At 71.0% G+C, this 26,939-nt stretch carries 27 protein-coding genes and 2 pseudogenes; 16 read left to right on the top strand and 13 right to left on the bottom strand.

Annotated elements, in window-relative coordinates:
- Positions 1 to 6 precede the first annotated feature (6 nt).
- Positions 7 to 924: a nitroreductase/quinone reductase family protein gene (locus ACGFW6_RS33110; protein WP_393518231.1), complete on the bottom strand. Its 918-nt coding sequence runs from the start codon at positions 922 to 924 to the stop codon at positions 7 to 9.
- Positions 925 to 1,142: 218 nt separating this feature from the next.
- Here ACGFW6_RS33110 and ACGFW6_RS33105 point away from each other — a divergent pair, with 218 nt between their 5' ends.
- Positions 1,143 to 1,712 carry an HAD domain-containing protein gene (locus ACGFW6_RS33105; RefSeq protein ID WP_393518228.1) on the top strand — a complete coding sequence of 190 codons (570 nt, stop codon included), beginning with the start codon at positions 1,143 to 1,145 and terminating at the stop codon, positions 1,710 to 1,712.
- Here the strand turns inward: ACGFW6_RS33105 and ACGFW6_RS33100 are convergent.
- Entirely contained in the window at positions 1,675 to 2,592 is a 918-nt protein-coding gene (locus ACGFW6_RS33100; protein ID WP_393518225.1) for an NAD(P)-dependent oxidoreductase, read from the bottom strand. The genes ACGFW6_RS33105 and ACGFW6_RS33100 overlap by 38 nt on opposite strands.
- Before the next feature lie 59 nt (positions 2,593 to 2,651).
- Between ACGFW6_RS33100 and ACGFW6_RS33095 the strand changes: the two genes are divergently transcribed.
- Positions 2,652 to 2,999 carry a winged helix-turn-helix transcriptional regulator gene (locus ACGFW6_RS33095; protein WP_393518223.1) on the top strand — a complete coding sequence of 116 codons (348 nt, stop codon included), beginning with the start codon at positions 2,652 to 2,654 and terminating at the stop codon, positions 2,997 to 2,999.
- A gap of 240 nt (positions 3,000 to 3,239) precedes the next feature.
- On the opposite strand, the gene ACGFW6_RS33090 is transcribed toward ACGFW6_RS33095, so the two are convergent.
- The gene (locus ACGFW6_RS33090) at positions 3,240 to 4,175 is read right to left on the bottom strand and encodes an NAD-dependent epimerase/dehydratase family protein (RefSeq protein WP_393518220.1); all 936 of its coding nucleotides are present in this window, start codon (positions 4,173 to 4,175) and stop codon (positions 3,240 to 3,242) included.
- 179 nt (positions 4,176 to 4,354) lie between these two features.
- On the opposite strand from ACGFW6_RS33090, the gene ACGFW6_RS33085 reads away from it, so the two are divergent.
- The gene (locus ACGFW6_RS33085; RefSeq protein ID WP_393518217.1) at positions 4,355 to 5,143 is read left to right on the top strand and encodes an alpha/beta fold hydrolase; all 789 of its coding nucleotides are present in this window, start codon (positions 4,355 to 4,357) and stop codon (positions 5,141 to 5,143) included.
- Between the two features lie 45 nt (positions 5,144 to 5,188).
- On the opposite strand, the gene ACGFW6_RS33080 is transcribed toward ACGFW6_RS33085, so the two are convergent.
- On the bottom strand, positions 5,189 to 5,332 hold the full coding sequence (locus ACGFW6_RS33080; protein ID WP_393518214.1) for a hypothetical protein: 144 nt from the start codon (positions 5,330 to 5,332) through the stop codon (positions 5,189 to 5,191).
- 364 nt (positions 5,333 to 5,696) lie between these two features.
- On the opposite strand from ACGFW6_RS33080, the gene ACGFW6_RS33075 reads away from it, so the two are divergent.
- The 3 genes from ACGFW6_RS33075 (at position 5,697) to ACGFW6_RS33065 (ending at position 7,682) form a co-directional block, all read left to right on the top strand.
- Positions 5,697 to 6,401 carry a helix-turn-helix domain-containing protein gene (locus tag ACGFW6_RS33075; protein ID WP_393518211.1) on the top strand — a complete coding sequence of 235 codons (705 nt, stop codon included), beginning with the start codon at positions 5,697 to 5,699 and terminating at the stop codon, positions 6,399 to 6,401.
- 111 nt (positions 6,402 to 6,512) lie between these two features.
- On the top strand, positions 6,513 to 7,205 hold the full coding sequence (locus ACGFW6_RS33070) for a hypothetical protein (RefSeq protein ID WP_393518208.1): 693 nt from the start codon (positions 6,513 to 6,515) through the stop codon (positions 7,203 to 7,205).
- A 141-nt stretch (positions 7,206 to 7,346) separates the two neighbouring features.
- Complete coding sequence (locus ACGFW6_RS33065) at positions 7,347 to 7,682, top strand: DUF2516 family protein (protein WP_393518205.1); 336 nt, start codon at positions 7,347 to 7,349, stop codon at positions 7,680 to 7,682.
- 158 nt (positions 7,683 to 7,840) lie between these two features.
- On the opposite strand, the gene ACGFW6_RS33060 is transcribed toward ACGFW6_RS33065, so the two are convergent.
- The 3 genes from ACGFW6_RS33060 to ACGFW6_RS33050 all read right to left on the bottom strand — a co-directional run bounded on the left by ACGFW6_RS33060 (position 7,841) and on the right by ACGFW6_RS33050 (position 11,519).
- Positions 7,841 to 9,139, bottom strand: coding sequence for a PP2C family protein-serine/threonine phosphatase (locus ACGFW6_RS33060; RefSeq protein WP_393518202.1), 1,299 nt, complete (start codon positions 9,137 to 9,139; stop codon positions 7,841 to 7,843).
- Between the two features lie 283 nt (positions 9,140 to 9,422).
- On the bottom strand, positions 9,423 to 10,508 hold the full coding sequence (locus ACGFW6_RS33055) for a C40 family peptidase (protein ID WP_393518199.1): 1,086 nt from the start codon (positions 10,506 to 10,508) through the stop codon (positions 9,423 to 9,425).
- 219 nt (positions 10,509 to 10,727) lie between these two features.
- Positions 10,728 to 11,519, bottom strand: a complete 792-nt coding sequence (locus ACGFW6_RS33050; RefSeq protein WP_393518448.1) for a class I SAM-dependent methyltransferase — start codon at positions 11,517 to 11,519, stop codon at positions 10,728 to 10,730.
- A 668-nt stretch (positions 11,520 to 12,187) separates the two neighbouring features.
- Between ACGFW6_RS33050 and mshA the strand changes: the two genes are divergently transcribed.
- The 3 genes from mshA (at position 12,188) to ACGFW6_RS33035 (ending at position 15,952) form a co-directional block, all read left to right on the top strand.
- Complete coding sequence (gene mshA, locus ACGFW6_RS33045) at positions 12,188 to 13,525, top strand: D-inositol-3-phosphate glycosyltransferase (protein WP_393518445.1); 1,338 nt, start codon at positions 12,188 to 12,190, stop codon at positions 13,523 to 13,525.
- The gene (locus tag ACGFW6_RS33040; protein ID WP_393518197.1) at positions 13,518 to 14,030 is read left to right on the top strand and encodes a YbjN domain-containing protein; all 513 of its coding nucleotides are present in this window, start codon (positions 13,518 to 13,520) and stop codon (positions 14,028 to 14,030) included. Before mshA ends, ACGFW6_RS33040 begins: the two co-directional genes overlap by 8 nt.
- Positions 14,031 to 14,257: 227 nt before the next feature.
- Positions 14,258 to 15,952, top strand: a complete 1,695-nt coding sequence (locus ACGFW6_RS33035) for a glycosyl hydrolase family 28-related protein (RefSeq protein ID WP_393518194.1) — start codon at positions 14,258 to 14,260, stop codon at positions 15,950 to 15,952.
- Here the strand turns inward: ACGFW6_RS33035 and ACGFW6_RS33030 are convergent.
- Entirely contained in the window at positions 15,931 to 16,737 is an 807-nt protein-coding gene (locus ACGFW6_RS33030; protein ID WP_393518191.1) for an AraC family transcriptional regulator, read from the bottom strand. The two genes, ACGFW6_RS33035 and ACGFW6_RS33030, sit on opposite strands and share 22 nt — an antisense overlap.
- On the opposite strand from ACGFW6_RS33030, the gene ACGFW6_RS33025 reads away from it, so the two are divergent.
- On the top strand, positions 16,736 to 17,215 hold the full coding sequence (locus ACGFW6_RS33025) for a DUF2000 family protein (RefSeq protein ID WP_393518188.1): 480 nt from the start codon (positions 16,736 to 16,738) through the stop codon (positions 17,213 to 17,215). The two genes, ACGFW6_RS33030 and ACGFW6_RS33025, sit on opposite strands and share 2 nt — an antisense overlap.
- A 27-nt stretch (positions 17,216 to 17,242) precedes the next feature.
- Here ACGFW6_RS33025 and ACGFW6_RS33020 read toward each other — a convergent pair whose 3' ends face one another.
- A complete protein-coding gene (locus ACGFW6_RS33020) occupies positions 17,243 to 18,499 on the bottom strand; it encodes an MDR family MFS transporter (protein WP_393518185.1) in 1,257 nt (418 codons plus the stop codon).
- Positions 18,500 to 18,672: 173 nt separating this feature from the next.
- Between ACGFW6_RS33020 and ACGFW6_RS33015 the strand changes: the two genes are divergently transcribed.
- Positions 18,673 to 19,434 (top strand): phosphoglyceromutase, encoded by a 762-nt coding sequence (locus tag ACGFW6_RS33015; protein WP_062723775.1) that lies wholly within the window; start codon positions 18,673 to 18,675, stop codon positions 19,432 to 19,434.
- Positions 19,435 to 19,443: 9 nt separating this feature from the next.
- On the opposite strand, the gene ACGFW6_RS33010 is transcribed toward ACGFW6_RS33015, so the two are convergent.
- The 3 genes and pseudogenes from ACGFW6_RS33010 to ACGFW6_RS33000 all read right to left on the bottom strand — a co-directional run.
- Positions 19,444 to 19,671 carry a ribosomal protein L7/L12 gene (locus ACGFW6_RS33010; RefSeq protein ID WP_393518443.1) on the bottom strand — a complete coding sequence of 76 codons (228 nt, stop codon included), beginning with the start codon at positions 19,669 to 19,671 and terminating at the stop codon, positions 19,444 to 19,446.
- Between the two features lie 116 nt (positions 19,672 to 19,787).
- Positions 19,788 to 19,925: pseudogene (locus ACGFW6_RS33005) on the bottom strand (site-specific integrase); the annotation flags it as partial.
- Positions 19,926 to 20,643: 718 nt separating this feature from the next.
- Positions 20,644 to 20,778: pseudogene (locus tag ACGFW6_RS33000) on the bottom strand (bifunctional DNA primase/polymerase); the annotation flags it as partial.
- Positions 20,779 to 20,882: 104 nt separating this feature from the next.
- On the opposite strand from ACGFW6_RS33000, the gene ACGFW6_RS32995 reads away from it, so the two are divergent.
- From ACGFW6_RS32995 to ACGFW6_RS32985, 3 genes are all read left to right on the top strand, one after another.
- On the top strand, positions 20,883 to 21,182 hold the full coding sequence (locus ACGFW6_RS32995) for a hypothetical protein (protein ID WP_393518182.1): 300 nt from the start codon (positions 20,883 to 20,885) through the stop codon (positions 21,180 to 21,182).
- A 161-nt stretch (positions 21,183 to 21,343) separates the two neighbouring features.
- Entirely contained in the window at positions 21,344 to 22,300 is a 957-nt protein-coding gene (locus ACGFW6_RS32990; protein ID WP_393518179.1) for a hypothetical protein, read from the top strand.
- Positions 22,301 to 22,538: 238 nt separating this feature from the next.
- On the top strand, positions 22,539 to 22,829 hold the full coding sequence (locus ACGFW6_RS32985; protein ID WP_393518176.1) for a hypothetical protein: 291 nt from the start codon (positions 22,539 to 22,541) through the stop codon (positions 22,827 to 22,829).
- 752 nt (positions 22,830 to 23,581) lie between these two features.
- Here ACGFW6_RS32985 and phoU read toward each other — a convergent pair.
- Positions 23,582 to 24,283: a phosphate signaling complex protein PhoU gene (gene phoU / locus ACGFW6_RS32980; RefSeq protein ID WP_393518173.1), complete on the bottom strand. Its 702-nt coding sequence runs from the start codon at positions 24,281 to 24,283 to the stop codon at positions 23,582 to 23,584.
- 491 nt (positions 24,284 to 24,774) lie between these two features.
- On the opposite strand from phoU, the gene ACGFW6_RS32975 reads away from it, so the two are divergent.
- Both ACGFW6_RS32975 and ACGFW6_RS32970 read left to right on the top strand, forming a co-directional pair.
- Complete coding sequence (locus ACGFW6_RS32975) at positions 24,775 to 26,103, top strand: sensor histidine kinase (RefSeq protein WP_393518170.1); 1,329 nt, start codon at positions 24,775 to 24,777, stop codon at positions 26,101 to 26,103.
- Positions 26,100 to 26,780: a response regulator transcription factor gene (locus tag ACGFW6_RS32970; protein ID WP_015659563.1), complete on the top strand. Its 681-nt coding sequence runs from the start codon at positions 26,100 to 26,102 to the stop codon at positions 26,778 to 26,780. The genes ACGFW6_RS32975 and ACGFW6_RS32970 overlap by 4 nt, the downstream gene beginning before the upstream one ends.
- The last annotated feature ends 159 nt before the right edge of the window (positions 26,781 to 26,939 follow it).

The following is a 26,939-nucleotide window of genomic DNA, read 5'->3' as shown; positions in this document are numbered from 1 at the left end:
GTGGCCCTATGCGGCCGCCGCGTCGAGGACCGGGATCAACTGCTCCTCCTCGTACGCCAGATGAGCCTCCAGCTCCGTCGTGAGGCGCTCCACCTCCCGGCGGGCCGTGTCCGGGTCGGCGTTCTCGTCGCCGATCACCCGGCGCAGGTCCTCGACGAGTTCGGCGATCCGCTCGTGCTCGTCCCGCAGCCGGGCCAGCACCGGCGCGAGCTCGGGATGGCGGTCCTCCAGGAACGGGAACATGGCGAGGCCCTCGCCGGTGTGGTGGTTGTGGAGGCCGGCACAGAAGGTGAGGCAGTTGACGCGGAGTTGGGCGCCGAGGGTGCCCTGCTTGCCCTCCGTGCTTCCCACGGCTCCCGGGTCCCCCGCGGACCGCCGGCCCCCCGCGTCCCCCTTCCCGGCCGCCTCGCTCACCTCCGCTCGGATCAGCGCCAGTTCACGGCGGAACGCGTCGTGGACGACCTTGAGGGCCTCGCCCATGGAGGACGCGTTGATCGTCCCGGGGCCGCCCTGGGCCAGGCTGCGCAGGGCGATCACCGGGATCACCCGGTCCGTCTTCTCCTGGTACGCCGCCCAGCCCGGGTCCGCCTCCACGGCCCGTGCGAAGGCCCGGTCCCGCTCCTCGCCGTCGAGGACGACCGCCTCCGCCTCGTAGGTGAACGCGCCACTCTCCACGGTCACCCGCGGATGCGCGACGAGGTTGTGGAACCACGCCGGGTGCCGGGGCGCACCCGCGGCCGAGGCGATGATCAGGACGCGGTCGTCGGTGTCGGGGAGGTAGCCGACGGGGGTGGTGTGGGGGCGGCCGGTGCGGGCGCCGGTGGTGGTGAGCAGAAGGAGCCGGGCGCCTTCGAAGTAGCCGCCGACGCGGCCCTTGTTGGCGCGGAATTCCTCGATGACCTGCTGATTGAAGTCGTTGGGCATGCTCAGGTTTCTCTGTCTCTTTCTCTTCGGTGAGGTCCGTGCGGTGGGTTCCGTACGGAAGGGAGGTGAAGAGAAAAGAGAGGCGGACTCCTGGCCCGCCGCCACGACCTCACTCAGAGGCCGGGCAACACCCAACTCGCTCACGGCACAAGGCCGACCCGGCAGTCATACCGGTGACAGTAGCGCAGTGACCCCGCATGGGGTGATCCTGTTTTTCGATGCTCCTCTTCCTCGACGTCGACGGAACGCTCATCCCTTTCGGGTCCGAGCGGCCGTACCCGCTGTACCAGCCGCCCCGCACCCTGCCCGGCCCGCCCGCGCACCCCCTGCTCGCCCGTGTCGACCCCGCCCTCGGCGCCCGCCTGGAGCGGCTCGCCGCGCTCGGCTGCGAGCTCGTGTGGGCCACGACCTGGCTCGACGACGCGAACGTCGCCCTCGCGCCCTGGCTGGGCCTGGCCCCGCTGCGGCTGGTCGACTGGCCCGACGAGGACGCGGAACCCTGGCTCGGGCGCCGCGCCCCGCACTGGAAGACCCGGCCGCTGGTGGCCTGGGCCGCGGGCAGCCCCTTCGTCTGGGTCGACGACGAGATCACCGACGTCGACCGGGCCTACGTGGCCGCCCACCACCCCTCACCCGCCCTGCTCCACCGCGTCGACCACCGCTACGGACTCACCGACCACGACTTCGCGGCGCTGGAGGAGTGGATCACCACCGGAGGGACCCCCGCCGGAGGGACCCCTGCCGGAGGGATCAGCGGCGGGAACGGGAACGGCCCAGCAGTTCGGTGACCCGCATGAAGCCGTCCGTCCCGTGACCGAGCCCGATGACACGGCGGGCCTGGCCCTCGGCGGCGCGGATCACCGCCGCCTCGATGCCGTGGGACTCGGAAGCCTGCGCGATATGGGCCATGGAGGAAACGGCGGAGGTGATCGGATTGAGCTCACCGGAGTACCTGCCGTCGTCCACGTCCGCCGCGAACTCCTCGAACAGCGGCGGCAGGATCGCCCCGATGCCCTGCGCGAAGGGCGCCAGCTCACGGGCGGTGATGCCCTCGGCCCGGGCCACGGCCAGGGCGTGCGCGTAGCCGGCCATCGCCGTCCAGAAGATGTCGAGCAGGGCGATGTCGTAGGCGGCCGCCCGGCCGATGTCCTCACCGAGGTGGGTGTGGGTGCCGCCGAGCGTGTCCAGGACCGGGCGGTGCACGGCGTACAGCTCCTCGGGGCCGCTGAGCAGAAACACCGCCTCGGGCGTGCCGATGGTCGTGGCCGGTGTCATGATCGCGCCGTCCAGGTAGCGGATGCCGTGCGCGGCGGCCCACTCGGCCGTGCCCCGGGCGCGGGCCGGGGTGTCGGCGGTGAGGTTCACGACCGTACGGCCCTTCAGCGCGGCAGCGACGGCGTCCTGGCGCAGAACCGCGTCGGAGGCGTCGTAGTTCACCACGCACACGATGGTCAGGGCACTGGCGGCGACCGCCTCCGCCGGGGACGGGGCCGCCGTCGCACCACGGCCGACGAGCTCGCCGTCGCGTCCCGGGGTGCGGTTCCAGACGGTGACCCGCAGTCCCGCGTCCACGAACGCACCGGCCAGCGCCCGGCCCATCGGACCCAGGCCGAGGACGGTGACGGTGTCGGTGTCGTTGCCGGCGGAATCGTGGTCGTAGGTGGGCATGACTCAACTCCCTGTAGGGTGGCGATAGTTGACGAATTGATGACAAAAAGGGTGGGGCTGTGACGCGTCGACGTCAGGATCCGAACGTCTGTGGGGTGACCGCCGCGATCGCGGTGATCGACGGCAAGTGGAAGACGCTGCTGCTGTGGCTCCTGGAGTCCGGCCCGCACCGCCCCGCGGAGCTGCGCCGCCGGGCACCCGGCCTCAGCGAGAAGGTGCTGACCCAGGCGCTGCGCGAGATGGAGACGGACGGGCTGGTGCACCGTGAGGTGTACGACGTCCTGCCGCTGAAGACCGTCTACTCCCTGACCGACTTCGGCCGCGAACTGACCGAGGCGCTCGGCCCGCTCGCCGACTGGGGCCACCGCCGCCTGGAGCGGCTGACCGAGACCCAGCCGGTCTCCTGACCCGCACGCCACCTCCGTCCGCCGCCGCGTCGATCACCCACGTCAAGGGTCGGACGGCGGGCGCGCGCTGCCAAGTAGGCACAAATAAGTGGGTACGACGGCCGAGGTCGTCCGGCGCCACGGAAGACGGGCTCCCGTCGCCCGGACCCCCGGAAGGCGGCTCCCGCCGCACGGATCCACGGGAGGAGGGCCCTGCCGCACGGACCGACGGAAGGCGGGTCTCGCCGCCCGGATCCGTGGCTAGGACCGCGCCAACTCCTCCCGGAACCCCTGCCGCCACGACGGGTAGCGCGGCTCCCAGCCGAGTTCGCGCCTGGCCTTGGCGTTGGAGAAGCCGCGCCCCTCGGTCATCATCGTCACCACCACGTCCCCGGCGAGCAGCCGCGCCAGCCACCTGGGCACCCGCAGCGGAGGCTTCGCGCCCGCGCACTCGGCGAGATACGGCAGCCACTCACTGGCCGGGGCGGGCTCGTCGTCGACGATGTTGAACACGCCCCGCGCCCGCTGCTCCACCGCCAGGAGGGTGGCGCTCGCCGCGTCGTCCAGATGCACCCAGGAGCAGTAGCCGGTACCGCCCCCGACCAGCGGGAACTGCCGTTTGCGTACGAGTTCGACCTGATCGTCGGTGGCGCCGGGGCCGTAGAAGCCGCCGTACCGCAGGACCGTCCCGTCGGCCTTCAGGACGGCTTCCTGGATGTGCCGGACCGCCTCGCCGAGCTCGCGCAGCTTCCCGGTCTCCACCGGCAGCGGATCCTCCTCGGTCTTCACCCAGCCGCCCTCGCGGACGCCGTTCCAGATGGCGGCGCTCTGCGCGACGACGTGCGGGACGCCGCCGGCCGCCGCGGCGGCCAGCAGATGGTCGGTGCCCTCGGTGCGCAGCCGGTTGGTGGTCGCGAACCACCGGTCGAAGTGCCTGATGTCGGGCTTGCCGGAGTGCGGCGCGGAGATCGCCGTCATCTGGTGCACGATCACGTCCGGCCGCGCCTCGGCCACCGCCTCGGCGACCGACGCCGCATCGAGCCCGTCCATCACCACGCCCTGCGCGCCCATCCGTTTCACCAGGTCGAGCTTGGCCGCGCTCGTCGTCGTGGCCGTCACCCGATGTCCCCGCTCCACGAGGCGCGGCACCAGCCGCCGCCCGATGACGCCGGTACCGCCCGCCACGAACACCCGCATGATTCTCACCGTCCCGATCGCGGAATGCCTCTACGAAACCTTGGACGAGCGAGCCCGCCCGTTCTGTGACACGGCGATGAGTTCCGCGCGCCGTGCCGGTCCGCCCGCATGAGGCACCGCACGGAAAGACCCGGCACGACCACCGGCGACAGCCCCGGAACGAATCCCGAGAGGATGTGATGACCATGCCGACCGGCTCCGCGTACGCCGAGGTCAACGGCGTGCGGATGTACTACGAGGTCCACGGCACCGCTCGCGGCAGCGTCACGGACACGTCCGCCCGGCGCCCGCTGGTGCTGCTGCACGGCGGTGCCACCACCATCGGCATGTCCTTCGGTGCCGTGCTGCCCGCCCTCGCGGCCGACCGGCACATCGTGGCGCCCGAGCTCCAGGGCCACGGGCACACCGCCGACACCGACCGTGCCCTGACGGTGCCGGACCTGGCCTCGGACGTGGTGGCGCTGCTCGACGCGCTCGGCATCGAGCAGGCCGACTTCCTCGGGTTCAGCCTCGGCGGGCTGGTCGCGCTGGAGATCGGGATCCGGCACCCTCGCCGGGTGGGACGGCTGGTGCTCGCCGCGACCCAGTACCACCAGGACGGCGTCCACGACGAGGTCCACGCCGGCGACTTCGACTCGCCCCGGCTGCCCAGCCGGGCCGACTTCCAGGAGATGGCCGAGGCGTACGCCGCGAGCGCCCCGCATCCCGGGCACTTCCAGGACTTCCTCGGCAAGATCTCGGTCGCCGCGAACGCCCCGCTGCCGTGGAGCGCCGACGACCTGCGCACGGTGCAGGCGCCCACGCTGCTGGTCATCGGCGACCACGACTTCGTACGCGTCGAGCACGCGGCCGAGATGCAGCGCCTGATCCCCCGGGCCCGGCTGGCCGTCCTGCCCGCGACGACGCACATGGCCCTGATGCGGCGGACGTCCGTGCTGCTGCCGCTGCTGGACGAGTTCCTCGACTGAGCGGCGGGCCGCATCCGGCACGTCGGAGGGCGGCCGCAACACCGCTCACAGCACGCGGAGGTTGGTGAGCGGGATGTTCCACTCGTTCCGCTCGATGTTCCCGTGGCCGTCCCAGTCCGCGGCCGGCGCCGCGAACAGCGTCAGCCCGGCGACGACAGCGGCCAGGACGGCGACGACACGACGCTTCACGATGCCTCCTCGACGACGGCGGTACGCCCCACCCTGCGCCGCCCCGACCACCCCGCCCGCCCGGACACGCCGCCCACCCACCGCGTTCAGCCGCACGGTCCCGCCGCCACCACCACGACGGTCACGGCACTCACGACGGTCACGGCACTCACGACGGTCACGGGACTCGCGACGGTCACGGCGGTCACGGCACACACGACGGTCACGCGAGCCTCCCCCTGATCGTCGGTGAGGTGAGGAAGCGTAGGGGCGAGCACTGACCGCGGCCGGGCGCCGACGCGTCCGACGGCGGGCCGCCGTGGCGTGGCGCACTTTTGCAAGCGGCTGCTTGCAATAGTTAGCGGAGGTGCGGCAAGGTGGAGACATGGCATCGCTCAACGTCGGCAATCTCGGTGACTATCTGCGCGAGCAGCGGCGCAACGCGCAGCTGTCGCTGCGGCAACTCGCCGACGCCGCCGGGGTGTCCAATCCGTATCTGAGCCAGATCGAGCGCGGGCTGCGCAAGCCGAGCGCGGAGGTGCTGCAGCAGGTCGCCAAGGCGCTGCGGATCTCCGCCGAGACGCTGTACGTCCGGGCCGGCATCCTCGACGCCGAGCGGGACCGGGACGAGGTGGAGACGCGCGCCGTCATCCTCGCCGATCCCACGCTGAACGAGCGGCAGAAGCAGGTGCTGCTCCAGATCTACGAATCCTTCCGCAAGGAGAACGGATTCGGGATATCCGTCGAGACGGATGGGCACTCGGACGCGGACCGGGGCGCCGACCCGACCGTGGTCGACGCCGTCCGGTCCGTCGGCTCGGATCCGGGTCCCTACGGGACCCCGGACTCCCCGGGCTCCGACGACAGCGACGCCCGGTCCGACGGCACGGCGGACGCCCGAGGCGACGACGCCGACGTACGACGTGGCCGTAAGACCCGCAAGAACAGCACGGCCGACGGCGGCCGCGAGTCCGCCGCGCGCCGTAACCGCACGACTCGCACAACCCGCAGCACCGGCACGACCGGTACGTCCGACGGCAGTGACGCCGACCCGGAGAACCCGACCGACCCGCAGCAGTCGGCCGGCTGACCATGAGCCGCCGTACGCGCCCCGCGCACCGGCGAGCAGCAGCGATCAGCCGTCCGTCCGACCGCGGGACCCAAAACCCTCACCTCGAAACAACCCGGGAGGACCAGCAAAATGGCCATCACCGACGACCTGCGCAAGACCTTCAGCGACCCGACCCCGCTCTACTTCGCCGCCGGCACCGCCGACCTGGCCATCCAGCAGGCCCGGAAGGTGCCCGCCCTGGTGGAGCAGCTGCGCACTGAGGCGCCGGCTCGGTTCGAGGCCGTTCGCAGCACCGACCCGAAGGCGGTCCAGGAGAAGGCCACCACGCGTGCCAAGGAGGCGAGCGCCAAGGCGAAGGAGGCGCAGGAGACCCTCCAGGCCAAGGTCAACGAGTTCGTCAGCAGCCTGGACGCCGACGTCAAGAAGTTCGGCAGCAGCCTCGACGCGGACTTCAAGAAGTTCGGCAGCAGCCTTGACGCCGACCTGAAGAAGTTCGGCGAGAGCGCCCAGGACTTCGCGCTGCGCACCCTCGGCGTCGCCGCCGAGTACGCGGTCAAGGCCCGCGAGGCCTACGAGAAGGTCGCCGAGCACGGCGAGCAGACCGTGAAGACCTGGCGCGGCGAGGCGGCCGAGGAGATCGAGGACCTCGCCATCGCCGTCGAGCCCAACGCCGAGCCGGTCGAGGTCAAGGAGGACAAGGCCGAGGCCAAGCCCGCCGAGGCCAAGCCCGCCGCCGAGGCCGCCTCGGTGAAGAAGGCGCCCGCCAAGAAGGCCCCGGCGCGCAAGCCGGCCGCCAAGAAGACGACCCCGCCCGCCAAGTAACACGGACGGGTGAGAACGGACCGCGGATCACGGGCCGGGCACTCGGCGAGTGCCCGGCCCGTTGTTCGGGTAGCGGTCCTGCGGTTGCGGGTACGGTGACCGCGTGGATACGAGCCGAACCAGGTGGTGGATGTTGTGCTGATGCAGGGCTTCGTGGGGTTCATGTGGCTGCTGAGCATGGCCCTGATCCTTTTCAGCGGCTTCGCGCTGATCGACGCGGCCGTCCGCCGCGAGGACGCCTACCGCGCCGCGGACAAGCAGTCCAAGGCGTTCTGGCTGATCATCCTCGGTCTCGCCTTCGTGGTGAACCTGATCTTCAACATCCTGTCGTTCCTGCCGATCATCGGCCTCATCGCGACGATCGTGTACATGGTCGACGTCCGCCCCGCGATCAAGGGCCTCCCGGGCGGCGGCCGCAACAGGCGGGGCGGCTCCAGCAGCGACGGCCCGTACGGCCCCTACAACGGCGGCCGCTGAGCAGCATCCGGAACTGATCGACGCCGGAGAGGGCGCCGCCTCCTCGGCCGCTGATCAACGCCCGGAGGGCAGTGCCCTCCGGGGTGCGGGGAGCGACGCGACCAGCCGCGGGAGACCCGCGGCCGGCATGCGACTGCGCCGCCCCGGCCGGCCTCCGCTCACACGGTCCGGTCGAGCAGCAGCACGGCCACGTCGTCCGTCAGCTCACCGCCGTTGAGATCCCGGACCTCATTGACGGCGGCCCGGAGAAGCGCCTCCCCGCTCAGCCCCTCGGAGAGCTGGCGGCGGACCATCTCCACCATGCCGTCCTGGCCGAGCCGCTCACGCCCCTCACCGATCCGGCCCTCGATCAGGCCGTCGGTGTAGAGCATCAGACTCCACTCCGCCCCCAGCTTGACCTCCATGCGAGGCCACCGTGCCTTGGGCAGCAGGCCGAGCGCGGGCCCGTTGTTGTCGTACGGCAGCAGCTGTGCCGGCCGCCCGGGGCGGGCGAGCAGCGGCGAGGGGTGGCCCGCCAGGCACAGCCCCGCCCGTCGGCCGTCCGGCGCTATGTCCACCGTGCAGAGGGTCGCGAAGATCTCGTCGTCGGACCGCTCGTGCTCCAGGACCTTCTGAAGCGTGCCCAGCAGCGCGTCCCCGCACAGTCCGGCCAGGGTCAGCGCCCGCCAGGCGATCCGCAGCTCCACGCCCAGTGCCGCCTCGTCCGGCCCGTGTCCGCAGACATCGCCGATCATGGCGTGCACGGTGCCGTCGGCGGTGCGCACGACGTCGTAGAAGTCACCGCCCAGCAGGGCGCGCGAGCGTCCGGGCCGGTAGCGCGCGGCGAACCGCAGCGACGAGCCCTCCAGCAGCGGCGTGGGCAGCAGACCGCGCTCCAGACGCCGGTTCTCCTGCGCCCGCAGCCGGCCCTCGGCGAGCCGCCGCTCGGCTGTGTCGGAACGTTTCCTCTCCACGGCGTAGCGGATCGCGCGGCTCAGTAGCCGCCCGTCCAGTTCGTCCCGGAAGAGGTAGTCCTGTGCGCCCACGCGCACGGCTTCGGCGCCGCGCTCGGCGTCACCGGAGGCGGTGAGCGCGAGCACGGCGTGGCGGGGCGCGAGCTCCAGCACATGGCGGAGCACGGCCAGCTCGTCGTCGCCGGCGCGGCCGGGCGCCGCCAGGGCGAGGTCCAGCAGGATGCAGTGGACGTCGTCGGTGAGCAGTCGTTCGGCCTCGGTGAGGTTGCGGGCGGTGCGCACACGGATCGGCCGGCCGGCCGAGTCGTGCAGTTCGGGCACCATCGCGGAGCCGCCGGGATCGTCCTCGATCAGCAGCAGCGTCAGAGTGGTAAGGGTGCTGTTCTCGACCGTTTCTTCCTTACGCGGGGCCACCTCGCGGGTGGTGCCGCCTGGGGACGCGGCCGGCGCCTGACCAGTCTCCACGGCCGGGATCGCTCTCTGCCGCGGTACGGGTACGGGCATCGTCTTGAGTTCCTTCCCTCCCCCCGAGGGCATGGTGGGAACGAGGGACCTCGATCCACCGACGGGGACCATAGCGGGTGTCGGCGCCGCAGCGGAATGGTGTGGAGCACCCCGCATGGTCGTTGGCCGCTGTCATATGCCGCGTTCCGTACCGCAGTTGGACAGGGCGGCGCCCCGGCGGGGATGACGAACGTCACGTCGGGGCGGCGTTTGTCAGGAAATTGACGTGGGGTGGGTCACGTGGCCCGGGTCACGGCCTCATGTCACAAGACGCCCTGAATCCTCACGCATCGGGCCGAACCACTCCGAGGATCCGCATCGACCCCGCCCCGGCGATGGTCACCGTCCGCCCCGGGCGCGGGGCGTGGATGATGGCGCCGTCGCCGATGTACATGGCGACATGGCTGGCGTCGGCGTTGTAGATGATGAGGTCGCCGGGGCGCATGTCCTCGACGTCGATCCGCTTCAGCTGCTTCCACTGCTCCTGCGAGGTCCGCGGAATGCCGCTGCCGGCGCTCGCCCAGGCCTGGGATGTCAGCCCTGAACAGTCGTACGTCTTGGGACCTTCCGCACCCCATTCATACGGTTTGCCCAACTGTGCGGTGGCGTACTCCACGGCCTTACGGCCCTGCGCGGACGCCTTGCCCTTGATGTCGTCGAGGACACCGGAGTCCAGCCAGGCGGTCTGCGCCTTGCGGGCGGCCTCCTCCTCCAGCTGGGCGAGGCGCTCCTTCTCCTCTTTCTCCAGCTGGGACTCCAGCTGTTCGGCCGCCTTGATCTGCTTCTCGATCTTCTTCTGGGCGGCGGCCTTGGCCTTGCGGCCGGCCTCCAGCTTCTGCCACTGGGCGGTGGCGTCCTTGGCGTACTGCTCCAAGTCCTGCTGGGTGCGGGTCATTTCCCCGAGCAGCCCCTTGGTGGCGCGCTGCCCCTGGATCACCCGCCCGGCGCTGTCGAGGAAGTGCCCCGGATCATCGCTGAGCATCAGCTTCGCCTCGTCGGGCAACCCGCCCGAGCGGTACTGCGCGGCGGCCGCGGAACCGGCCCGCTTCTTCAACTCGGCCAGTTTCTCCTGGCCTTTGACGATCTTCTTGGCCAGCGAGACGATCTCGGCCGACTGCTTCTCGGCCGCCTCCTCGGCGGCGTTGTACGCGTCGGTGGCGATGGCCGCGGAGTGGTAGAGCTTCTCCAGCTTCAGGCGGACGTCCTCAAGCTCCTTGTTGGACACAGGAGTCGGCGACGAGGAGGGTGAGGAGCTCGGGGACGGTGACGGAGAGGGTGCCGCGAAGGCCGTACCCGGTGCCGCCAGCACGGTGACCGCGCAGACGACGGTCACGGCCGTGGCGATCAGGCCGCGCTTGCCCGTACCCATACCTGTGCCCCCAAACTGATGTCTCGTCAGTAACTTACGAGCGTCCGGGGGATCGTGCCACGGTGGCGCGCAAAGCGACAGAGGTCTGCTTCCCCCCATTCCCGCACCGCTATGACGATCTCCCCGTCTTTGTGACGAACGACTCGTGGAGATCGTTCCGTGATCCACGGTCAACCAGGCGAACGAGAGGGAAAGGCCCGGGAACGCCCCAAAGCCGACCTACCTCCGCGGCGCCAGAGCCTCCCACCCCACGGTCACTTCCCCCTGCCGCCACCGCCCGGCCCCGTCCACCACGGGCCAGTCGGCCGAGAGGTCCCGGACCGCCCGGATCCACCGCTGGCGGGCCCCGTACGAGGCGTAGGGCGCGGCGGCGGCCCAGGCCCGGTCGAAGTCCCGAAGAAACGCGTGCACCGGTTCACCGGGCACATTGCGGTGAATGAGCGCCTTCGGCAGCCGCTCGGCGAGATCCGACGGCCGCTCCAGCGACGCCAGTCGCGCCGCGAAGGTCACCGTCCGCGGCCCCTCGGGGCCCAGCGCGACCCACACGTGCCGCCGCCCGATCTCGTCGCAGGTCCCCTCCACCAGCAGCCCACCGCGCGAGCCCGACACCGGATCGGCCGGCGCCAGCCGCGCGCACAGCCGCTCCCAGACCGCGGCGACCTGCCCCTCCTCGTACTGCCGCAGCACATTGGCGGCGCGCACGAGCATCGGCCGCTGCGGAGTCGGTACCTCGAACCCACCGTGCCGGAAGACGAGTCCCTCCCGCTCGTACGGCTTGGCAGCGGCGACCCGGGCCGGTTCGATCTCCAGCCCGACCACACACACGCGGGGCGCGGCCACGCGAAGCCGCCCCAGCAGCTCGACGGCCGTCCAGGGGGCGGCGCCGTACCCGAGATCGACCGCGACCGGCTCGTCGACCCGTCGCAGTTCGCTCCCCTGCGCATGGGCGATCCAGCGGTCCATTCGCCGAAGCCGATTCGGATTGGTGGTCCCGCGTGTCACCGTTCCCACGGGGCGGGCGGCGCGGGCACTCATGGATACGAGGGTAAGGTCCCGCGTCCCGGGGCTGGGCCGGACTTCGGCTGCGGGCCCGCTGCGGCCGGTCGCGCAGTTCCCCGCGCCCCCGGGAAAGGGCGTTGCAGCCGCCCTGCGCCACGACGTGACCGCCGCCGTCACCACCGTTCGCGCAGTTCCCCGCGCCCCTGAAAAGAAGGGGGTTGCAGTCCACCTGCGCCACGACGTGACCGCCGCCGTCACCACCGTTCGCGCAGTTCCCCGCGCCCCTAAAAGCTGGTGGGCCTGCGCCACGATGCGCCTGTGGGCGCCGGCGGCGAGAAGGGGACGTGCCGGGGGGTGTCCGCCCGCAGCGGCGGGCGTCAACGCAGGGCACCGTCTTGAGAGAGAGCACCGCCCGACCGAGGACGGACACCCCCCGGCGCGCCCCCGACCCACCCACCGACCGCAGGCGCTACCCGCACCCCCACCCAACCAGGCCAGGCCGCCGCAGGCATCACCGCGCACCCCCACGCACCACACCCCCGAACAGTTGAGCGACCCCCGGTAATTCCTAGGCAAAAACCACCCCGCCAGGAATGGGAACCCCTCCCTCCGGTGTTGCACCGCCTTGGAGGGCGCTCAACCCTCCGTCCGGCATGCCCGCAGCCAAGGAGGACCGCCCCGTGAGCCAGTACGTCAGCAGGCTCGGGCGACGCTCCCCGTCGGCCCCCTCCCGACTCCGGCTCCACCGCCGCCCCCGCCGCGTAGCGATGCTCAGCGTGCACACCTCCCCGCTCCACCAGCCCGGCACAGGCGACGCCGGCGGCATGAACGTCTACATCGTGGAACTCGCACAACGCCTCGCCGCGATCAACATCGAGGTGGAGATCTTCACGCGCACCACCGCCACGGACCTCCCACCCGTCGTGGAACTGGCCCCCGGCGTCCTCGTCCGCCACATCGACGCGGGCCCCTACGAGGGCCTGAACAAGGAAGACCTCCCCGCCCAGCTCTGCGCCTTCACCCACGGCGTGATGCAGGCGTGGGCCGGCCACCGCCCCGGCTACTACGACCTGGTCCACTCCCACTACTGGCTCTCCGGCCACGTCGGCTGGCTCGCCGCCCAGCGCTGGGGCGCCCCCCTGGTGCACGCCATGCACACCATGGCCAAGGTCAAGAACGCCAACCTCGCCGACGGCGACACCCCCGAACCCGCCGCCCGGGTCATCGGCGAGACCCAGATCGTCGCGGCGGCGGACCGCCTCATCGCCAACACCGCCGAAGAGGCCGAGGAACTCGTACGCCACTACGCCGCCGCCCGCGACAAGGTCGCGATCGTGCACCCCGGCGTGAACCTCACCCGCTTCTCGCCCGCCGACGGCCGAGCCGCCGCCCGCGCCCGCCTCGGTCTCCCGCAGGACGCCCTGATCCCCCTCTTCGCGGGCCGCATCCAGCCCCTGAAGGCCCCGGACATCCTCCTGCGAGCGGTGGCCGTCCTCCTCGACGAGCGCCCCGAGCTGCGCTCCCGCATGCTCGTCCCGGTCGTCGGCGGCCCCAGCGGCAGCGGCCTCGCCAAGCCGGAGGGCCTGCAGAAGCTCGCCGCCCGCCTGGGCATCGCGGACGTCGTACGGTTCCGCCCGCCCGTCGGCCAGGACCAGCTCGCCGACTGGTTCAGGGCGGCATCGGTGCTGGTCATGCCGTCGTACAGCGAGTCCTTCGGCCTGGTGGCCATCGAGGCGCAGGCGGCCGGCACCCCCGTGCTGGCCGCGGCGGTCGGCGGCCTGCCCGTCGCGGTCCGGGACGGCCGTACCGGATTCCTGGTCCAGGGCCACAACCCCGCGGAGTACGCGCGCGTGCTGCGCGCCTTCGCCGACGAACCGCACCTGGCCGCGCGCATGGGTGAGGCCGCGTCCCGGCACGCCCAGGCCTTCGGCTGGGACGCCTCGGCGGCGGCCACGGCCGACGTGTACACGGCGGCGGCCCAGGCCCATCGCCGTCGCGTACGCTCCCACCATGGGTGACGCACAGGACGTACAGAAGGCGGCGCAGGTCGTCGAGGGAGCCCTGAAGGACGCCGAGCTGGAGTGGGAGAGTCCCGCCCCCGGCAACTACGTCGTCAAGCTCCCCGGCACCCGCAAGCTCTCCACGACGGTGTCCCTGCTCGTCGGCCGCCACTCCCTGTCGCTGAACGCCTTCGTCATCCGCCACCCCGACGAGAACGAACCGGGCGTCCACCGCTGGCTCCTGGAGCGCAATCTCAAGCTCTACGGCGTGAGCTACGCCGTCGACCGCCTCGGCGACATCTACGTCACCGCGAAGCTCCCGCTCGCCGCTGTGACCGCCGATGAGATCGACCGTCTCCTCGGGCAGGTCCTGGAGGCGGCGGACGGCGCCTTCAACACCCTCCTGGAGCTCGGCTTCGCCTCCGCGATCCGCAAGGAGTACGAGTGGCGCGTGGCCCGCGGTGAGTCGACACGCAACCTGGACGCGTTCACCCATCTGATCCAGCGTCCCTCGGACGTCTGATCCAGCGTCCCTCGGAGATCTGATCCAGCGTCCCTCGGAGTGACGTCCAGCGTCCCTCGGAGTGACGTTCAGCGTCCCTCGGCTCGACGCGCGGACCCAGGAAGGTCCGAACCAACTCGCCCCGCACGACCCCTTCCGTACGCGCGAGGGGCCGTGGCATGCTCACGGCCATCGCACTTCTGAACGACGTTCACATCCATGAAGAGCCGCATGGAGGGCGTACGGACATGGGCAACGCGCATCTCACCAGACGGACCCTGCTCGGAGGGGCCACGGCCGTGGCGCTCGGCGCGACGACAGCGGGCGGCGCCCACGCGGCCGCGAGACCCCGGCCCGCCGAAGCCGCACCGCGAGCCGCGGACCAAGTGCCGCCCATCTGGCGAGAGTTCACCCGCACCCCGTACACCCACCCGCAGATCCCCTACATCGGCCGGGCCGGCCACCGTGGCGGAGCGCGCCGCTTCCCCCGCCCCAAGGTCGTGGCCGACGTACGCGACTTCGGGGCCGTGGCGGACGGCACGACCGACTCCGCCCCCGCGATCAACCGTGCCATCGCCGCCGCCGGAAAGGCCGGCGGTGGCACGGTCACCATCCCGCCCGGCACGTTCCGCATCGACGACGTCATCCGCATCGGACACTCGAACGTGGTCCTGCGCGGCGCCGGCAGTACCCGCACCAAGCTCTACGCCACCCGCAACCTCACCGAACTGATCGGCCCCTACGGCTCCCGCTACGGCGGCGACAAGTCGTCCTGGTCCTGGGCGGGCGGACTCATCTGGCTGGCGCCGACGGCCCGTTGGGACTCCCTCGTCGCCGCGATCAGGGCGAAGGCCTGGCCTTTCGAGGGCTGGACCGGCAACCGGCGCGACGAGTGGCGCACGCTCACCACCCTCGCCCCGGCCCGCCAGGGCTCCTCGACGGTCACGGTCGCGGACCCCTCGGCACTGCGCCCCGGCGCCCTGGTCCTGCTCCGCCTCGCCGACGACGCCGGCCACACCCTCCTGGAGCACATGAGCGGCGGCGGCCCGGGCCCCGAGGCGTACACCTGGGACGACAAGACGAAGCTGACGTCGTACGTCCCCTATGAGTGGCCGGTGCGCATCACCCGCGTCCAGGGCCGCAAGGTCACCCTCGAACGTCCGCTCCCGCTCGACGTACGGCCCGAGTGGGACCCGCGACTGACCACCCACGTGGGCGAGTTGAGCGGGTCGGGCGTGGAGGGCCTGACGCTGGAGGCCGTGGAGACCCCGCAGCAGCCGCACCTCCTCGACAAGGGCCACAACGGCGTCGTCTTCCAGTGCGCGTACGACTGCTGGGCCGACGACGTGACGGTCCGCCACGTCGACAACGGGTTCGGCCTGGTGGCCGCCTCCGCCTGCACCCTCCGGCACACCCGCGTGGCGGGCCGCGGCAGCCACCATCCCTACTTCTGCCGCGAGGGCTCGCACGACAACCTGATCGAGGACTTCACCATCGAGGCACGCACCACCCCGGCGCCCGCGGGCACCCAGCTGCACGGCATCAACGTCGAGGGCCTGTCTTCGTACAATGTCTGGTCACGCGGCGACATGCGGATGGGCACCTTCGACAGCCACCGCGGACTGCCCTTCGCCAACGTGCGCACCGACATCACCGTCGACAACAACGGCCGCCACGGCGGCGACGCGAGCGCCGGCCCGCTGTTCGGCGCCCGCTTCACCCACTGGAACGTCCGGGTCACCAACGGCCGCGCGGGCATGATCCGCCTCGACGGGCTGGCCCCGTACTCCGCCACCGTCGGCCTCAACGAGGTCAGGGAGTTCGACCAGATCGACGTCCCCGACTTCACGGGCGACCTCCACGCACGCCTGGAGCTGTACGGCACGACGGACGCCGTGCACCCGCGCAACCTGTACGACGCTCAGCGCGAGCTGCCGCGATAACGCCCTGGGGGCACCCCCACCATCCTCCGGAAGTGCCGGCTGAGATGGGACTGGTCGTAGAACCCGGTCGCCACGGCCACCTCGGCCGGCGACCGGCCCTCCAGCAGCAGCCCGCGGGCACGGTCAACGCGCCGCGACATCAGGTACTGGTGCGGGGCGATGCCGTACGCCGTGCTGAACGCCCGTACCAGATGGGCGGGATGGGCCTGCACGACCGCCGCGGCCTCGTCGAGGCCGATGCCCTGCACGATCCGCTCGTCGAGGAGCTCCCGCAGCCGACGGGCGAGGGCGGGATCGCGCCGCGGAGGGCCGCCGACCGTCCTGGGCAGCAGATGGCCCCGCAGCCGGTCCCCGATCAGGGTGAGCCGGCTGTCCGCCTCCAGCTCGTCGCCGGGCTGCGCGAGCGCGGCGTGCAACTGCCCGACGCGCAGCCGCAGCACGGGGTCGCGCAGGTCGGGGGAGTCGACGGCCGGCCCGATCAGATCGTCCCCCAGCCGGGTGCTGTCCAGGTAGAGAACCCGTTTGCGAAAGCCGTGCGGGGTGGCGGGGGAGCCGTTGTGCGGAACGTGCGGCGGCAGCAGCGAGACGGTGTCGAGCGGGGTGCCGTGCTCATGCCGGTCGAGGTCGTAGCGCACGGCGCCGTCGTCCACGATGAGCAGCGTCCATGCCTCGTGGACATGCATCGGGTACGCGTACTCGGTGAAGTGGGCGTGGAAGACCTCGGTGACGCCCGGTACGGAGGGGCGCCACGCGGAGACTTCCTGGCGATCCCGTGCGGCGGCCATGCAAAGAACGTACAAGACGGAGCCGTACGGCGGCCGTCAGTGTCGTCGTATGAGCACTGAAGCACCCGTCCGTTTCGACACCAAGATCGCCGTCCTGCTGCGCGAGGACCTGGAGCCCTGGCAGCGCCTGAACGTCACCGCGTTCCTGGTCAGCGGCCTGGGAACGCAGCTGCCGGAGGTCATCGGCGCCCCCTACGAGGACGCGGACGACGTCCCCTACCTCCCGATGTTCCGCCAGCCGGTCCTGGTCTTCGAGGCCACGAAGGAAACCCTGACGACGGCCCACGCACGCGTGCTGTCCCGCGCCCTGCCGCGCGCGGTCTTCACGTCCGACCTGTTCTCGACGGGGAACGACCGCGACAACCGGGCGGCGGTGCGGGCCGTGCCGACGGGGGAGCTGGATCTGGTGGGGATGGCGGTGTACGGGCCGCGGAACGCGGTGGACAAGGTGATCAAGGGGGCGCGGATGCATCCGTGAGGGCGGCCGCGCGGACCGCGGCGCCCGTCAGGCGGCGCTGACCTCGGGCTTCGGGTCGGCCGGGGTGCCGGCGGCGGCCGGGGCCGCCGTGGACGTGCGGCGGGTCAGGACGCCGTACCCGACCGCCGCCGCCGTCCCGACGACCGCGCACAGCCCCCACAGCCACTCGGCGCCGAAGCGGTCGATGACGAAGCCGGACATCAGGGGGGCGACCAGGGCGGCGACCGACCAGGACAGGGTGTACATGCCCTGGTAGCGGCCGCGTCCGTGGGCGGGGGAGAGGCGGACGACGAGGCCGGTCTGGGTCGGGGCGTTGAACATCTCGCCGAGCGTCCAGACGCACACCGTCAGCGCGAAGACCCCGACCGACCCGGCGAACGCGGTGAGGCCGAAGCCGTAGCCGGCGAGCAGGGACGACACGATGAGGATCCGCCCCGCGTCCCGGCGCTCGATGTACCGGGTGACCGGGATCTGCAGCGCCACGATCAGGATGCCGTTGACGGCGATGGCGAGGCCGTAGTCGGCGGGCGTGAACCCGGCGTCGCCCATGGCGATGGGCAGACCCACCGAGCCCTGCTGGAAGACGAGGGCGACCAGGAAGGACAGTCCGACGACGGCCATGAAGCGCCCGTCGCGCAGCACGGTCCCGAGCCCGACCTCCTCCGCGCCCTTCCCCGTGTCCGGCTTCTCGGGCCGGGACTCGGGCAGCTTCACGAAGATCACGACCGCGCAGACGGCCGTCATCCCTGCCTCGATCAGGAACCCGGCGAGGTAGCTGACCTCGGCGATGAATCCGGCCGCCATGGAGGAGACGGCGAAGCCGAGGTTGATGGCCCAGTAGTTGAGCGAGAAGGCGCGCACCCGGTCCTCGGGCCGCACGATGTCGGCCATCATCGCCTGCACGGCGGGCCGGGAGGCGTTGGAGGCGGCGCCGACGACGAAGGCGACGGCGGCGATGGCGACGGGGTGGTGCATGAACCCGAGCACGGCCACGGACACGGCGGTGGAGGACTGGGCCACGAGCAGGGTCGGCCGCCGCCCGAGCCGGTCGGTCATCACGCCGGCGCCGATCGACGAGACGACGCCGCCGAGCCCGTGGAGGGAGGCGACGAGACCGGCGTAGGAGGCGGAGTAGCCGCGGTCGAGGGTCAGGTACAGCGCCATGAACGTAGCCACGAAGGCGCCGAGCCGGTTGACCAGGGTGCTGGTCCACAGCCACCAGAACTCGCGGGGCAGCCCGGCGACGGTCTCCCGGGTGGCGCGTCGCACGGCGGCGAGTGGCATAGGGGTCCCCATGGAGGTAGCCGGACACCGGCAGCGGATGTAAGTAGCCAAGAAGGCATCCGCAACTTACAAACCCGGGGCTCGGGCGGGCCACTCAATTAACAGATCCCGTCAACTGTCCGTCTGCTGGGCGGACCGCCGGGGGGTCGAATGCGTGGATTACGCTCTGAGGCATGGCCGACGCACCGTACAAGCTGATCCTCCTCCGCCACGGCGAGAGCGAGTGGAACGCGAAGAACCTGTTCACCGGCTGGGTGGACGTCAACCTGAACGAGAAGGGCGAGAAGGAGGCAGTCCGCGGTGGCGAGCTCCTGAAGGACGCCGATCTCCTCCCCGACGTGGTCCACACGTCCCTCCAGAAGCGCGCCATCCGCACGGCGCAGCTCGCGCTGGAGTCCGCGGACCGCCACTGGATCCCGGTCCACCGCAGCTGGCGCCTGAACGAGCGCCACTACGGCGCCCTGCAGGGCAAGGACAAGGCCCAGACGCTCGCCGAGTTCGGCGAGGAGCAGTTCATGCTGTGGCGCCGTTCCTACGACACCCCGCCGCCGCCGCTCGAGGACGGCACGGAGTTCTCCCAGTCGGACGACCCGCGCTACGCGACGATCCCGCCGGAGCTGCGCCCCCGCACGGAGTGCCTGAAGGACGTCGTTGTCCGCATGCTCCCCTACTGGTACGACGGCATCGTCCCCGACCTCCTGACCGGCCGCACGGTCCTCGTCGCCGCCCACGGCAACAGCCTGCGCGCCCTGGTCAAGCACCTGGACGGCATCTCCGACGCCGACATCGCGGGCCTGAACATCCCCACCGGCATCCCCCTCTACTACGAGCTCGACGCCGACTTCAACCCGGTCACCCCGGGCGGCAAGTACCTCGACCCGGAGGCAGCCGCGGCAGCGATCGAGGCGGTCAAGAACCAGGGCAAGAAGAAGTAGGGTTTGTGATCATGCCCCCGACCTGCGAGTTCCTCGCGGAGCGGGGGCTTTTCGCTGGGGCTGGGCCGTCTCAGGGCCCTCAGGTGCCGAGCAGGCCGTGCTCAGAGCTGTCAGACATCCGGCTCCGGCTGTTCTTTGCACCCCGGCGAGAATCGTGGTGGGAACCTGCGTCGCGAGAACCTTGCTGTGCCAGAGGCTCAGCCCTGTCAGCCGGCGCACCACCTGGACGACGTCCATCACGCGCGCACCGGGATCGGTGAGCAACACGTCATGGGGCACGTCGTCGCACACCAACAAGAAGTACTCATCTGACATGGCTCTCCCCGCCTCTCTGGACCGGAGCGTACGAGCCCTCAGCCGCCAGGTCGCATCGTTTTGGCGGCGTCGAAGACGGTGGCCAGGGCCTTACGCGTCAGCTCCCGGCTGGACGGCATCAGATGCGCGTACACCCGGAGCGTCAGGCTCGGATCCGAGTGGCCCAGGTACTCGGCTCTGCGAGAGAGCCGGCCAGCATTGCCATGCCCCGGCGCCGGTGACGGCCGCTTGTTCGCAGGATGCCGACGATCCGCCCACTGGTGACAGGCGCTAGCGCCGCAACCTCTTCTGTGCCCAGAGAGATCCGATCACCGCACCGAGGACGGCCATGTAAGCCGTGAGTGGACCGTCCTTCGCGATGAGCCCCGGCAGGGCCACAACCGCGACGATCAGGATCCACCCACAACCGACGACCGCGAGGTCGGCCGAATCCGGACGACTTCGCTCTTGCCTGTGCACTCGGCTCCCTTCAACGGCGAGACTGTCGGCAGCTGAGCAGCTGGCACCTTGACTTTCGGCACGCTAGCCGGGCTGCTGCGCGAGTAACGCGGCCCCAACTCAGGCAATTGACATGGCACTCATGATCCGCGTCTGGCGCGGTGAATGACCTTGGTGGCTGAGTGCTCCCCAACTCTTGTGCTGACCAGTCGAGTTGACCCTGAATCCGATCACCTCAATGCTTCCCATTCATAAGCGGACTGTCTCATTTCGGCATGTTCCGTCAGCAGCGATCCCTTGGCCGCGCTCGACGGACGGTGCGCTGTGCTGTCACCGCCGTTGAGGCAGAGTGGGCGACGGCCGATGAGACCCTTGCGATCATGCCCCCGGCCTGTGCTTATGGCGCGGAGCGGGGACGTTTTCACGGCTGGAGCCCGCTGCGGGCCCGGCTTGATGGCCGGTGTGGCGGCTGGTGGCCTCGCCCTGCGGGGCGGGTCGCTTGTCGCCGGGGCGCAAGGGGAAGACGTGCCAGCCGCGTTCGGCGGCATCTGAGGCGGCGCGAGGCACCCCGGATAGGGGTGCATGCGTCATGCTGGGAGACCTCCGACAGATGTGTTGAGGACGGTTGGACAAGGGCGGCCCGGTCTTTGGTGAGAGGGGCCGCCCTACCTGTTGCTGATTGAGTGGGGGACGACGTGGCGGAGGAACCGATCAGCGCGCGGCTGCACGAGAGGATCCGGCGTGACTTCCCGGATCCCGACGCTGCCAAAGGGATCGAGGGTGCACTGCGGGTCCTGGCGGGAGAACTCGCACGCTCGGGGGAGAGCGCGGAGCGGCTCTTGGCCGCGGCCGTGGTGATCGCGGACGGGGACGTGAACCGGTTTCGCTCGGCAGTCCGCCTGGCACGCACGGACTGGCGTGACCTCCTCATGGCCGGAGGGCTGGGGCACGAGGGCTGGCAGCGGGTCCTGGATGAGGAGTTGAGTCCCCCGTAGCTGCCGGTCAGCCGTGGAACTGGTCGTACACCCTCCTGGTCGGACCTACGCGATGGTCCACACCGGGGGCGGCAGGGTGCGCCCCCGCCGCACGGGGCATCCCGTAGGGAACCGTGGCCGGGCCGGGGCACGTCCCTTACCGGGACCGTTGAAGGGACGCCATGAGCATCCACGCACCCCGCCCGCCCGGGCGATCGCCGTACGGCGGGCCGCGGCCCGTGAACGATCCGCCGCGGCCGTACACGCCACTGTGGCGACGGCTGCGTGAGGACGAATGGCCGCCGCTGGGTGAGGTGTTGCGGGGGCGGCGGGAGCAGGTGTCCCCCTGGGTGGTGCTGGCGCTGTTCCTCCCGTGCCTGTGGTGGCTGACCGTGCCGCTGCTGGTGGGCTACCAACTGGCCCGCGTCGCCCGCCGTTGGGCGCGCCGCGTCTTCCCCGCCCGCCCGGCAGGGCGCGTCGAGGATCCCCAGGTGCTCCGGGTACAGCGGGTCCGGGCCTGGCTGGCGCTCGCCATGTCGGGCCTGTTGCTGGCCGTGTTCGGTGGCTGGGACGACCTGGCGGAGGCTCCGGGGGAGTTCCTGCAACGGGCGCTGTTCGCCCCCTGGTTGGCGCTGTTGAGCGCAGTGGTGGTCGTGGCGCTTCTCTTCTGTACGGCCAGACCCGGAACGCGGCGCGCCATGCGGGCGCACCTGTGGCCGGCCGGCCGGTCGGCCCTGTGCTACTTCGGCGCCTGGACGCTGGTGCCGCTGCTGTTCGTGGCGGCGGCCGACGGGATGAATCTGCTGCCCAGCGGCACCCACGTGTTCGTCTGGGCGTCCGTGATGTTCGTGTGCTGGGCGCCGTTCTGGTCAGTGATCTTCTTCCTCTGCTTCGCCTCCGGTCCGGCGCTGCGCTACGCCTTCAACCTGTCCGCCCTGCACGCGGCGCTGCCCGCGGTGGTCACCTCGGTCCTGGTCTGGGTGCTCGCTTTCCTCAGCCTGTCGACGGGCGGCCTCCCGCCGGGCCCGGTGCCGCTCGCGATCGGTGCGTTCCTTGCCGGGCCGGTGTCGGTGACGGCGGTGGCCTGCTGGGAGATCCACCGCCTTCGGTTGCGGCACGGGGTGCGGTGGCGGGGTTAGCGACGCGGAGCCACGCGATTGGTCCGACTCGGGAGAGCCGGAACGCGGAGGCGCCTGGCGAGGAAGTACCGGCCGACTGCCGCACGCACTTGAGCCGGCGCCTCGCATACGTGAGGTCTGCGAGCGATGTTCGGGATCTGCTCATGGCCGGACGGGCCGGACGGGCCGAATTGGCCGGACGGGCCGAACTGGCGGGACTTGCGGCCTGCCGTGGGTGCCACGGGTGATAGGGGGCGGGATGAGTGGGCGGGTGAAGGTGTGGCTGGCCGGTGGGTGGCTGGTCCTGGTGGTCGCCGGCTGGGCGTTCACCGAGTCGATCAATGACGGCATCGAGCCGACGTCGGGTCCGCAGCCGGAGCCGGCGTCCTCGAGTTCTCCGGAGTGCCCCCTGCCACCCGCGCCCACGTCCACCCCCGCCGCCGCCTCCACCCTGCCGACCGGCTCGGCGCGCGAGGTCTACGACTACTACTACGTCGAGGCCGAACCCGGTGTCACCGTCACAGCCGTGGCCTGCATCAACGCGCACTAGCCCGCCTGAAGCGTCGACGACCGGCCGTTCACGGTGAAGGGCCCCGGCGCGCCACCCGCCCCGAGGCCCTCACCGTCGTACGAGATCTACGGCGTCCGCGGCGTCTGCCGGCACCCACGGCGCCGTACGCCACAGACCTCCGCGTCCTGCACCCTCACCCGCACTGGCAAGGGTTCCCCGACTGGCACCCGCACCCGCAGCCCGAGCCGCAGCCGCAGGCGCCGAAGAGCGGGAGGCTCCTGATGTCGGCGGGCGCTTCGGTCGGGAGTTCCTGGGTGGGGTCGGGCGTGGTGCCGGGAGTGCTGGGGGGTTCGGCCATGGTCCCTCCTAGAGGCTGGTGCCTGTGCCCATTCCATGCCCGCCCTGCTGGGCGCATCAACGGCGCACAGAGGCTTGCACGCGCCCCGACCAGCCCTCCTCGAGCCCGCTCACGAACCCACTCGGGCCCCGCCCCGAACGGACACGCGCCCACCGGAGCGCCCGCCGAGCGCGCACCGGAGCGCCCGCCGAGCGCACACCGGATTGCCCGCCCGAGCGCACACGCCCGCCGAAAACCAAGATCCCCCAGGACCCGAAGGACCTGGGGGACCAGGAAAGAAGACAGCAGGACTCCAGCGAGTAGCCCCAGGAGCCTCAGGAGCGCCGGGAATCCCAGCAGCTCAGCAGCTCAGCAGCTCAGGAGCTCAAGGGCTCAAGGGCTCAAGGGCTCAAGGGCTCAAGGGCTCAAGAACCCACCCGAAGAGCCCGAGGGCTTACGCCCCTTCCGCGCCCGAAACCGGCTGGATGTCGGGCTGGATGTCCGGCTGGAGCTCGTCCGCGTGCTCACCCGTCACCAGGTAGACCACCCGCTTCGCCACCGCCACGGCGTGGTCGGCGTACCGCTCGTAGTAACGGCCGAGCAGCGTCACGTCGACCGCCGTCTCGATGCCGTGCTTCCAGCGCTCGTCCATCAGGTGCTGGAACAGCGTGCGGTGCAGGAGGTCCATCGCGTCGTCGTCCTGCTCCAGCTGCAGCGCGAGGTCGACGTCCTTCGTGACGATCACCTCGGCCGCCTTGGCCATCAGACGCTGGGCGAGCTGGCCCATCTCCAGGATGGTGGCGTGCAGGTCCTGCGGAATCGCGCGCTCCGGGTAACGCAGCCGCGTGAGCTTCGCCACGTGCTGGGCCAGGTCGCCCGAGCGCTCCAGGTCCGCCGACATGCGCAGCGAGGTGACCACTATCCGCAGGTCCGTGGCCACCGGCTGCTGGCGCGCCAGCAGGGCTATGGCCCGGCCCTCCAGGTCGTGCTGAAGATCGTCGACCTTCTGGTCGCCCTCGATCACGCTCTCGGCCAGCTTCAGGTCGCAGTCCAGGATCGCCGCCGTGGCGCGTCCGATCGCCGACCCGACCAGCCGGGCCATCTCCACCAGGCTGTCGCCGATCGAGTCCAGTTCCTCGTGGTACGCGTCCCGCATCAGGGTCCCTCTCTTACGTATGCCTCGGGGGTTCCGGGCGCCAGGAGACTGTCGTCCGACCGGCAGTCCTGTTGGTGTGTCTCGTCGTATGTGTCGTCGTATCTCGTGGTCGTCATGGTCGTCATGGCCCGCCGCCGTCACGGCGCCGACCCCGTCGACCACCGGCCGTGTCCGTCCGACCACCGGTCCTGTCGTCGGACAGGCAGTCTTACCGTCATGACCTCCGACAGTAAGACCGTCGCGAAAACGACAGTCGGACTGTCGTGAAACCGCCAGTGCGATCTCGCGATCTCTACGCTAAACCGACTGTCTGATCCATGCGCTGAACTGGCCTTGTGAACCCCACGCCCCCACGATCCGGTCCCTACGCGTCCGTTTCCGCCACCCCAAATGAACCAGCACTGGCTCCAAGGTGAACTCTGGGCGACGAGTGTTCGAGCTCGCACTCCGACGGCTGTGGGCACGGCCCCGGCCATGCCTAACCTGGATGCATGGACGTGAACGCGGCGGTCGCCGCAGCGGCAGCGATCGCCGGGGTTCTTACCGGTGTCATCGCCATGCTGGCGTTCCGCTGGAGCGAACGCGACCTGAAACGACCCACTCGAACCTCTCTGCACACCGACCCGGTCCTGCCACCCGGCGTGGACACGGTCCTGTCGGTGCTGCGCTCCTCGGCGGTCGTCCTCGACGAAGGGGACGCCGTCGTCAAGGCCAGCTCGGCGGCGTACGCCCTCGGTCTGGTGCGCGGAGGCAAGCTCTCCGTCGAACCCATGCTCCAGATGGCCCGCGACACCCGGCGCGACGGCGAGATACGGCAGGTCGAGCTGGACCTGCCGCGGCGCGGCACCGGCCGCGGCGAGGCCCTCGCCGTCTCCGCCCGCGTCGCACCGCTGGGCTCCCGGCTCGTCCTCCTCCTCGTCGAGGACCTCACCGAGGCCCGGCGGATAGAGGCGGTCCGGCGCGACTTCGTCGCCAACGTGAGCCATGAGCTGAAGACGCCGGTCGGCGCGCTCTCCCTGCTCTCCGAGGCGGTCATGGACGCCTCGGACGACCCGGAGGCGGTGGAACGCTTCGCCGGTCGCATGCAGATCGAGGCGACCAGGCTCACCAACCTCGTGCAGGAGCTGATCGACCTCTCCCGGGTGCAGAACGACGACCCGCTGGAGGACGCCGAGCCCGTCCGCGTGGACGAGCTCGTCGCCGAGGCGATCGACCGCTGCCGGCACGCCGCCGGCACGAAGCAGATCACCATGGCCTCGAATGTCGGGGTGCCCGAAGGGCCCGATCAGGGTGGTGGCGGGCGACGGGCGGGCGGCACCGAGGACCTCAGCATCTGGGGCAACCGGGGCCAGCTGGCCGCGGCGCTCGGCAACCTCGTCGAGAACGCCGTCAACTACTCGCCCGCCCGCACCCGCGTCGGTATCGCCGCACGCCGGCTCAGCGCCCCGGGCGGGGATCACATCGAGATCGCCGTGACCGACCAGGGCATCGGCATCTCGGACAAGGACAAGGAGCGCATCTTCGAGCGCTTCTACCGCGTCGACCCGGCCCGTTCCCGTGCCACAGGTGGCACCGGCCTCGGTCTCGCGATCGTCAAGCACGTGGCCGCCTCGCACGGCGGGGAGGTCACGGTGTGGAGCTCCGAGGGACAGGGCTCCACCTTCACCCTGCGGCTGCCGGAGGCGGGTGCGGCCCGCGACCGTGCTCAGCAGCACCCCGATCTCGACGACGAGGCCGGGCAGCCCGCACTATCGAATTCCCCCACTTCCCCTGACTCACCCGCGTACGAAACGCTTTCCGCCCCGGAGGTCCTTCCGTGACCCGTGTGCTCGTCGTCGAGGACGAGGAGTCCTTCTCCGACGCCCTGTCGTACATGCTCCGCAAGGAGGGCTTCGAGGTCGCCGTCGCGACCACCGGGCCCGACGGACTCGACGAGTTCGAGCGCAACGGCGCCGACCTCGTCCTCCTCGACCTGATGCTGCCCGGCCTGCCGGGCACCGAGGTCTGCCGTCAGCTGCGTGGACGCTCCAACGTTCCGGTGATCATGGTCACCGCCAAGGACAGTGAGATCGACAAGGTTGTCGGCCTGGAAATAGGAGCCGATGACTACGTCACCAAGCCGTTCTCCTCGCGCGAGCTGGTCGCCCGTATCCGGGCCGTCCTGCGCCGCCGCGGCGAGCCGGAGGAGGTGACTCCGGCCGCCCTGGAGGCGGGTCCGGTCCGGATGGACGTGGACCGTCACGTCGTCACGGTGTCCGGCTCCAAGGTCGACCTCCCGCTCAAGGAGTTCGACCTCCTGGAGATGCTGCTGCGCAACGCGGGCCGCGTCCTGACCCGTATGCAGCTCATCGACCGGGTCTGGGGTGCCGACTACGTCGGTGACACCAAGACCCTCGACGTCCACGTCAAGCGCCTGCGCGCGAAGATCGAGCCGGACCCGGGCGCGCCGCGCTACCTGGTCACGGTCCGCGGCCTCGGCTACAAGTTCGAGCCGTAAACCGCGGGGAGAAGATAAGACGAAGGGCGGGGCCCCGGATTTCCGGGGCCCCGCCCTTTTCCACAGCTGTGGACGCCGTCTCTACGGCGGTGAAGACGCCGCGAATCGGTCCGTGACCGACCTGAAGAGGCTCTGGGTCGGTCGGCGACTGACCTGAAG

Origin of the sequence: Streptomyces sp. Y7 (assembly GCF_043195415.1) — a bacterium.
Classification (GTDB): domain Bacteria; phylum Actinomycetota; class Actinomycetes; order Streptomycetales; family Streptomycetaceae; genus Streptomyces.
This window is presented reverse-complemented; position numbering and strand designations above follow the sequence as displayed.

Bases quoted from the DNA above. Each gene is read 5' to 3' on its own strand.
- ACGFW6_RS33110 (WP_393518231.1), bottom strand. From the start codon at position 924: ATGCCCAACGACTTCAATCAGCAGGTCATCGAGGAATTCCGCGCCAAC.
- ACGFW6_RS33105 (WP_393518228.1), top strand. From the start codon at position 1,143: ATGCTCCTCTTCCTCGACGTCGACGGAACGCTCATCCCTTTCGGGTCC.
- ACGFW6_RS33100 (WP_393518225.1), bottom strand. From the start codon at position 2,592: ATGCCCACCTACGACCACGATTCCGCCGGCAACGACACCGACACCGTC.
- ACGFW6_RS33090 (WP_393518220.1), bottom strand. From the start codon at position 4,175: ATGCGGGTGTTCGTGGCGGGCGGTACCGGCGTCATCGGGCGGCGGCTG.
- ACGFW6_RS33085 (WP_393518217.1), top strand. From the start codon at position 4,355: ATGACCATGCCGACCGGCTCCGCGTACGCCGAGGTCAACGGCGTGCGG.
- ACGFW6_RS33075 (WP_393518211.1), top strand. From the start codon at position 5,697: ATGGCATCGCTCAACGTCGGCAATCTCGGTGACTATCTGCGCGAGCAG.
- ACGFW6_RS33070 (WP_393518208.1), top strand. From the start codon at position 6,513: ATGGCCATCACCGACGACCTGCGCAAGACCTTCAGCGACCCGACCCCG.
- ACGFW6_RS33065 (WP_393518205.1), top strand. From the start codon at position 7,347: ATGCAGGGCTTCGTGGGGTTCATGTGGCTGCTGAGCATGGCCCTGATC.
- ACGFW6_RS33060 (WP_393518202.1), bottom strand. From the start codon at position 9,139: ATGCCCGTACCCGTACCGCGGCAGAGAGCGATCCCGGCCGTGGAGACT.
- ACGFW6_RS33055 (WP_393518199.1), bottom strand. From the start codon at position 10,508: ATGGGTACGGGCAAGCGCGGCCTGATCGCCACGGCCGTGACCGTCGTC.
- ACGFW6_RS33040 (WP_393518197.1), top strand. From the start codon at position 13,518: ATGGGTGACGCACAGGACGTACAGAAGGCGGCGCAGGTCGTCGAGGGA.
- ACGFW6_RS33035 (WP_393518194.1), top strand. From the start codon at position 14,258: ATGGGCAACGCGCATCTCACCAGACGGACCCTGCTCGGAGGGGCCACG.
- ACGFW6_RS33025 (WP_393518188.1), top strand. From the start codon at position 16,736: ATGCAAAGAACGTACAAGACGGAGCCGTACGGCGGCCGTCAGTGTCGT.
- ACGFW6_RS33030 (WP_393518191.1), bottom strand. From the start codon at position 16,737: ATGGCCGCCGCACGGGATCGCCAGGAAGTCTCCGCGTGGCGCCCCTCC.
- ACGFW6_RS33020 (WP_393518185.1), bottom strand. From the start codon at position 18,499: ATGCCACTCGCCGCCGTGCGACGCGCCACCCGGGAGACCGTCGCCGGG.
- ACGFW6_RS33015 (WP_062723775.1), top strand. From the start codon at position 18,673: ATGGCCGACGCACCGTACAAGCTGATCCTCCTCCGCCACGGCGAGAGC.
- ACGFW6_RS33010 (WP_393518443.1), bottom strand. From the start codon at position 19,671: ATGGACGTCGTCCAGGTGGTGCGCCGGCTGACAGGGCTGAGCCTCTGG.
- ACGFW6_RS32990 (WP_393518179.1), top strand. From the start codon at position 21,344: ATGAGCATCCACGCACCCCGCCCGCCCGGGCGATCGCCGTACGGCGGG.
- ACGFW6_RS32985 (WP_393518176.1), top strand. From the start codon at position 22,539: ATGAGTGGGCGGGTGAAGGTGTGGCTGGCCGGTGGGTGGCTGGTCCTG.
- phoU (WP_393518173.1), bottom strand. From the start codon at position 24,283: ATGCGGGACGCGTACCACGAGGAACTGGACTCGATCGGCGACAGCCTG.
- ACGFW6_RS32975 (WP_393518170.1), top strand. From the start codon at position 24,775: ATGGACGTGAACGCGGCGGTCGCCGCAGCGGCAGCGATCGCCGGGGTT.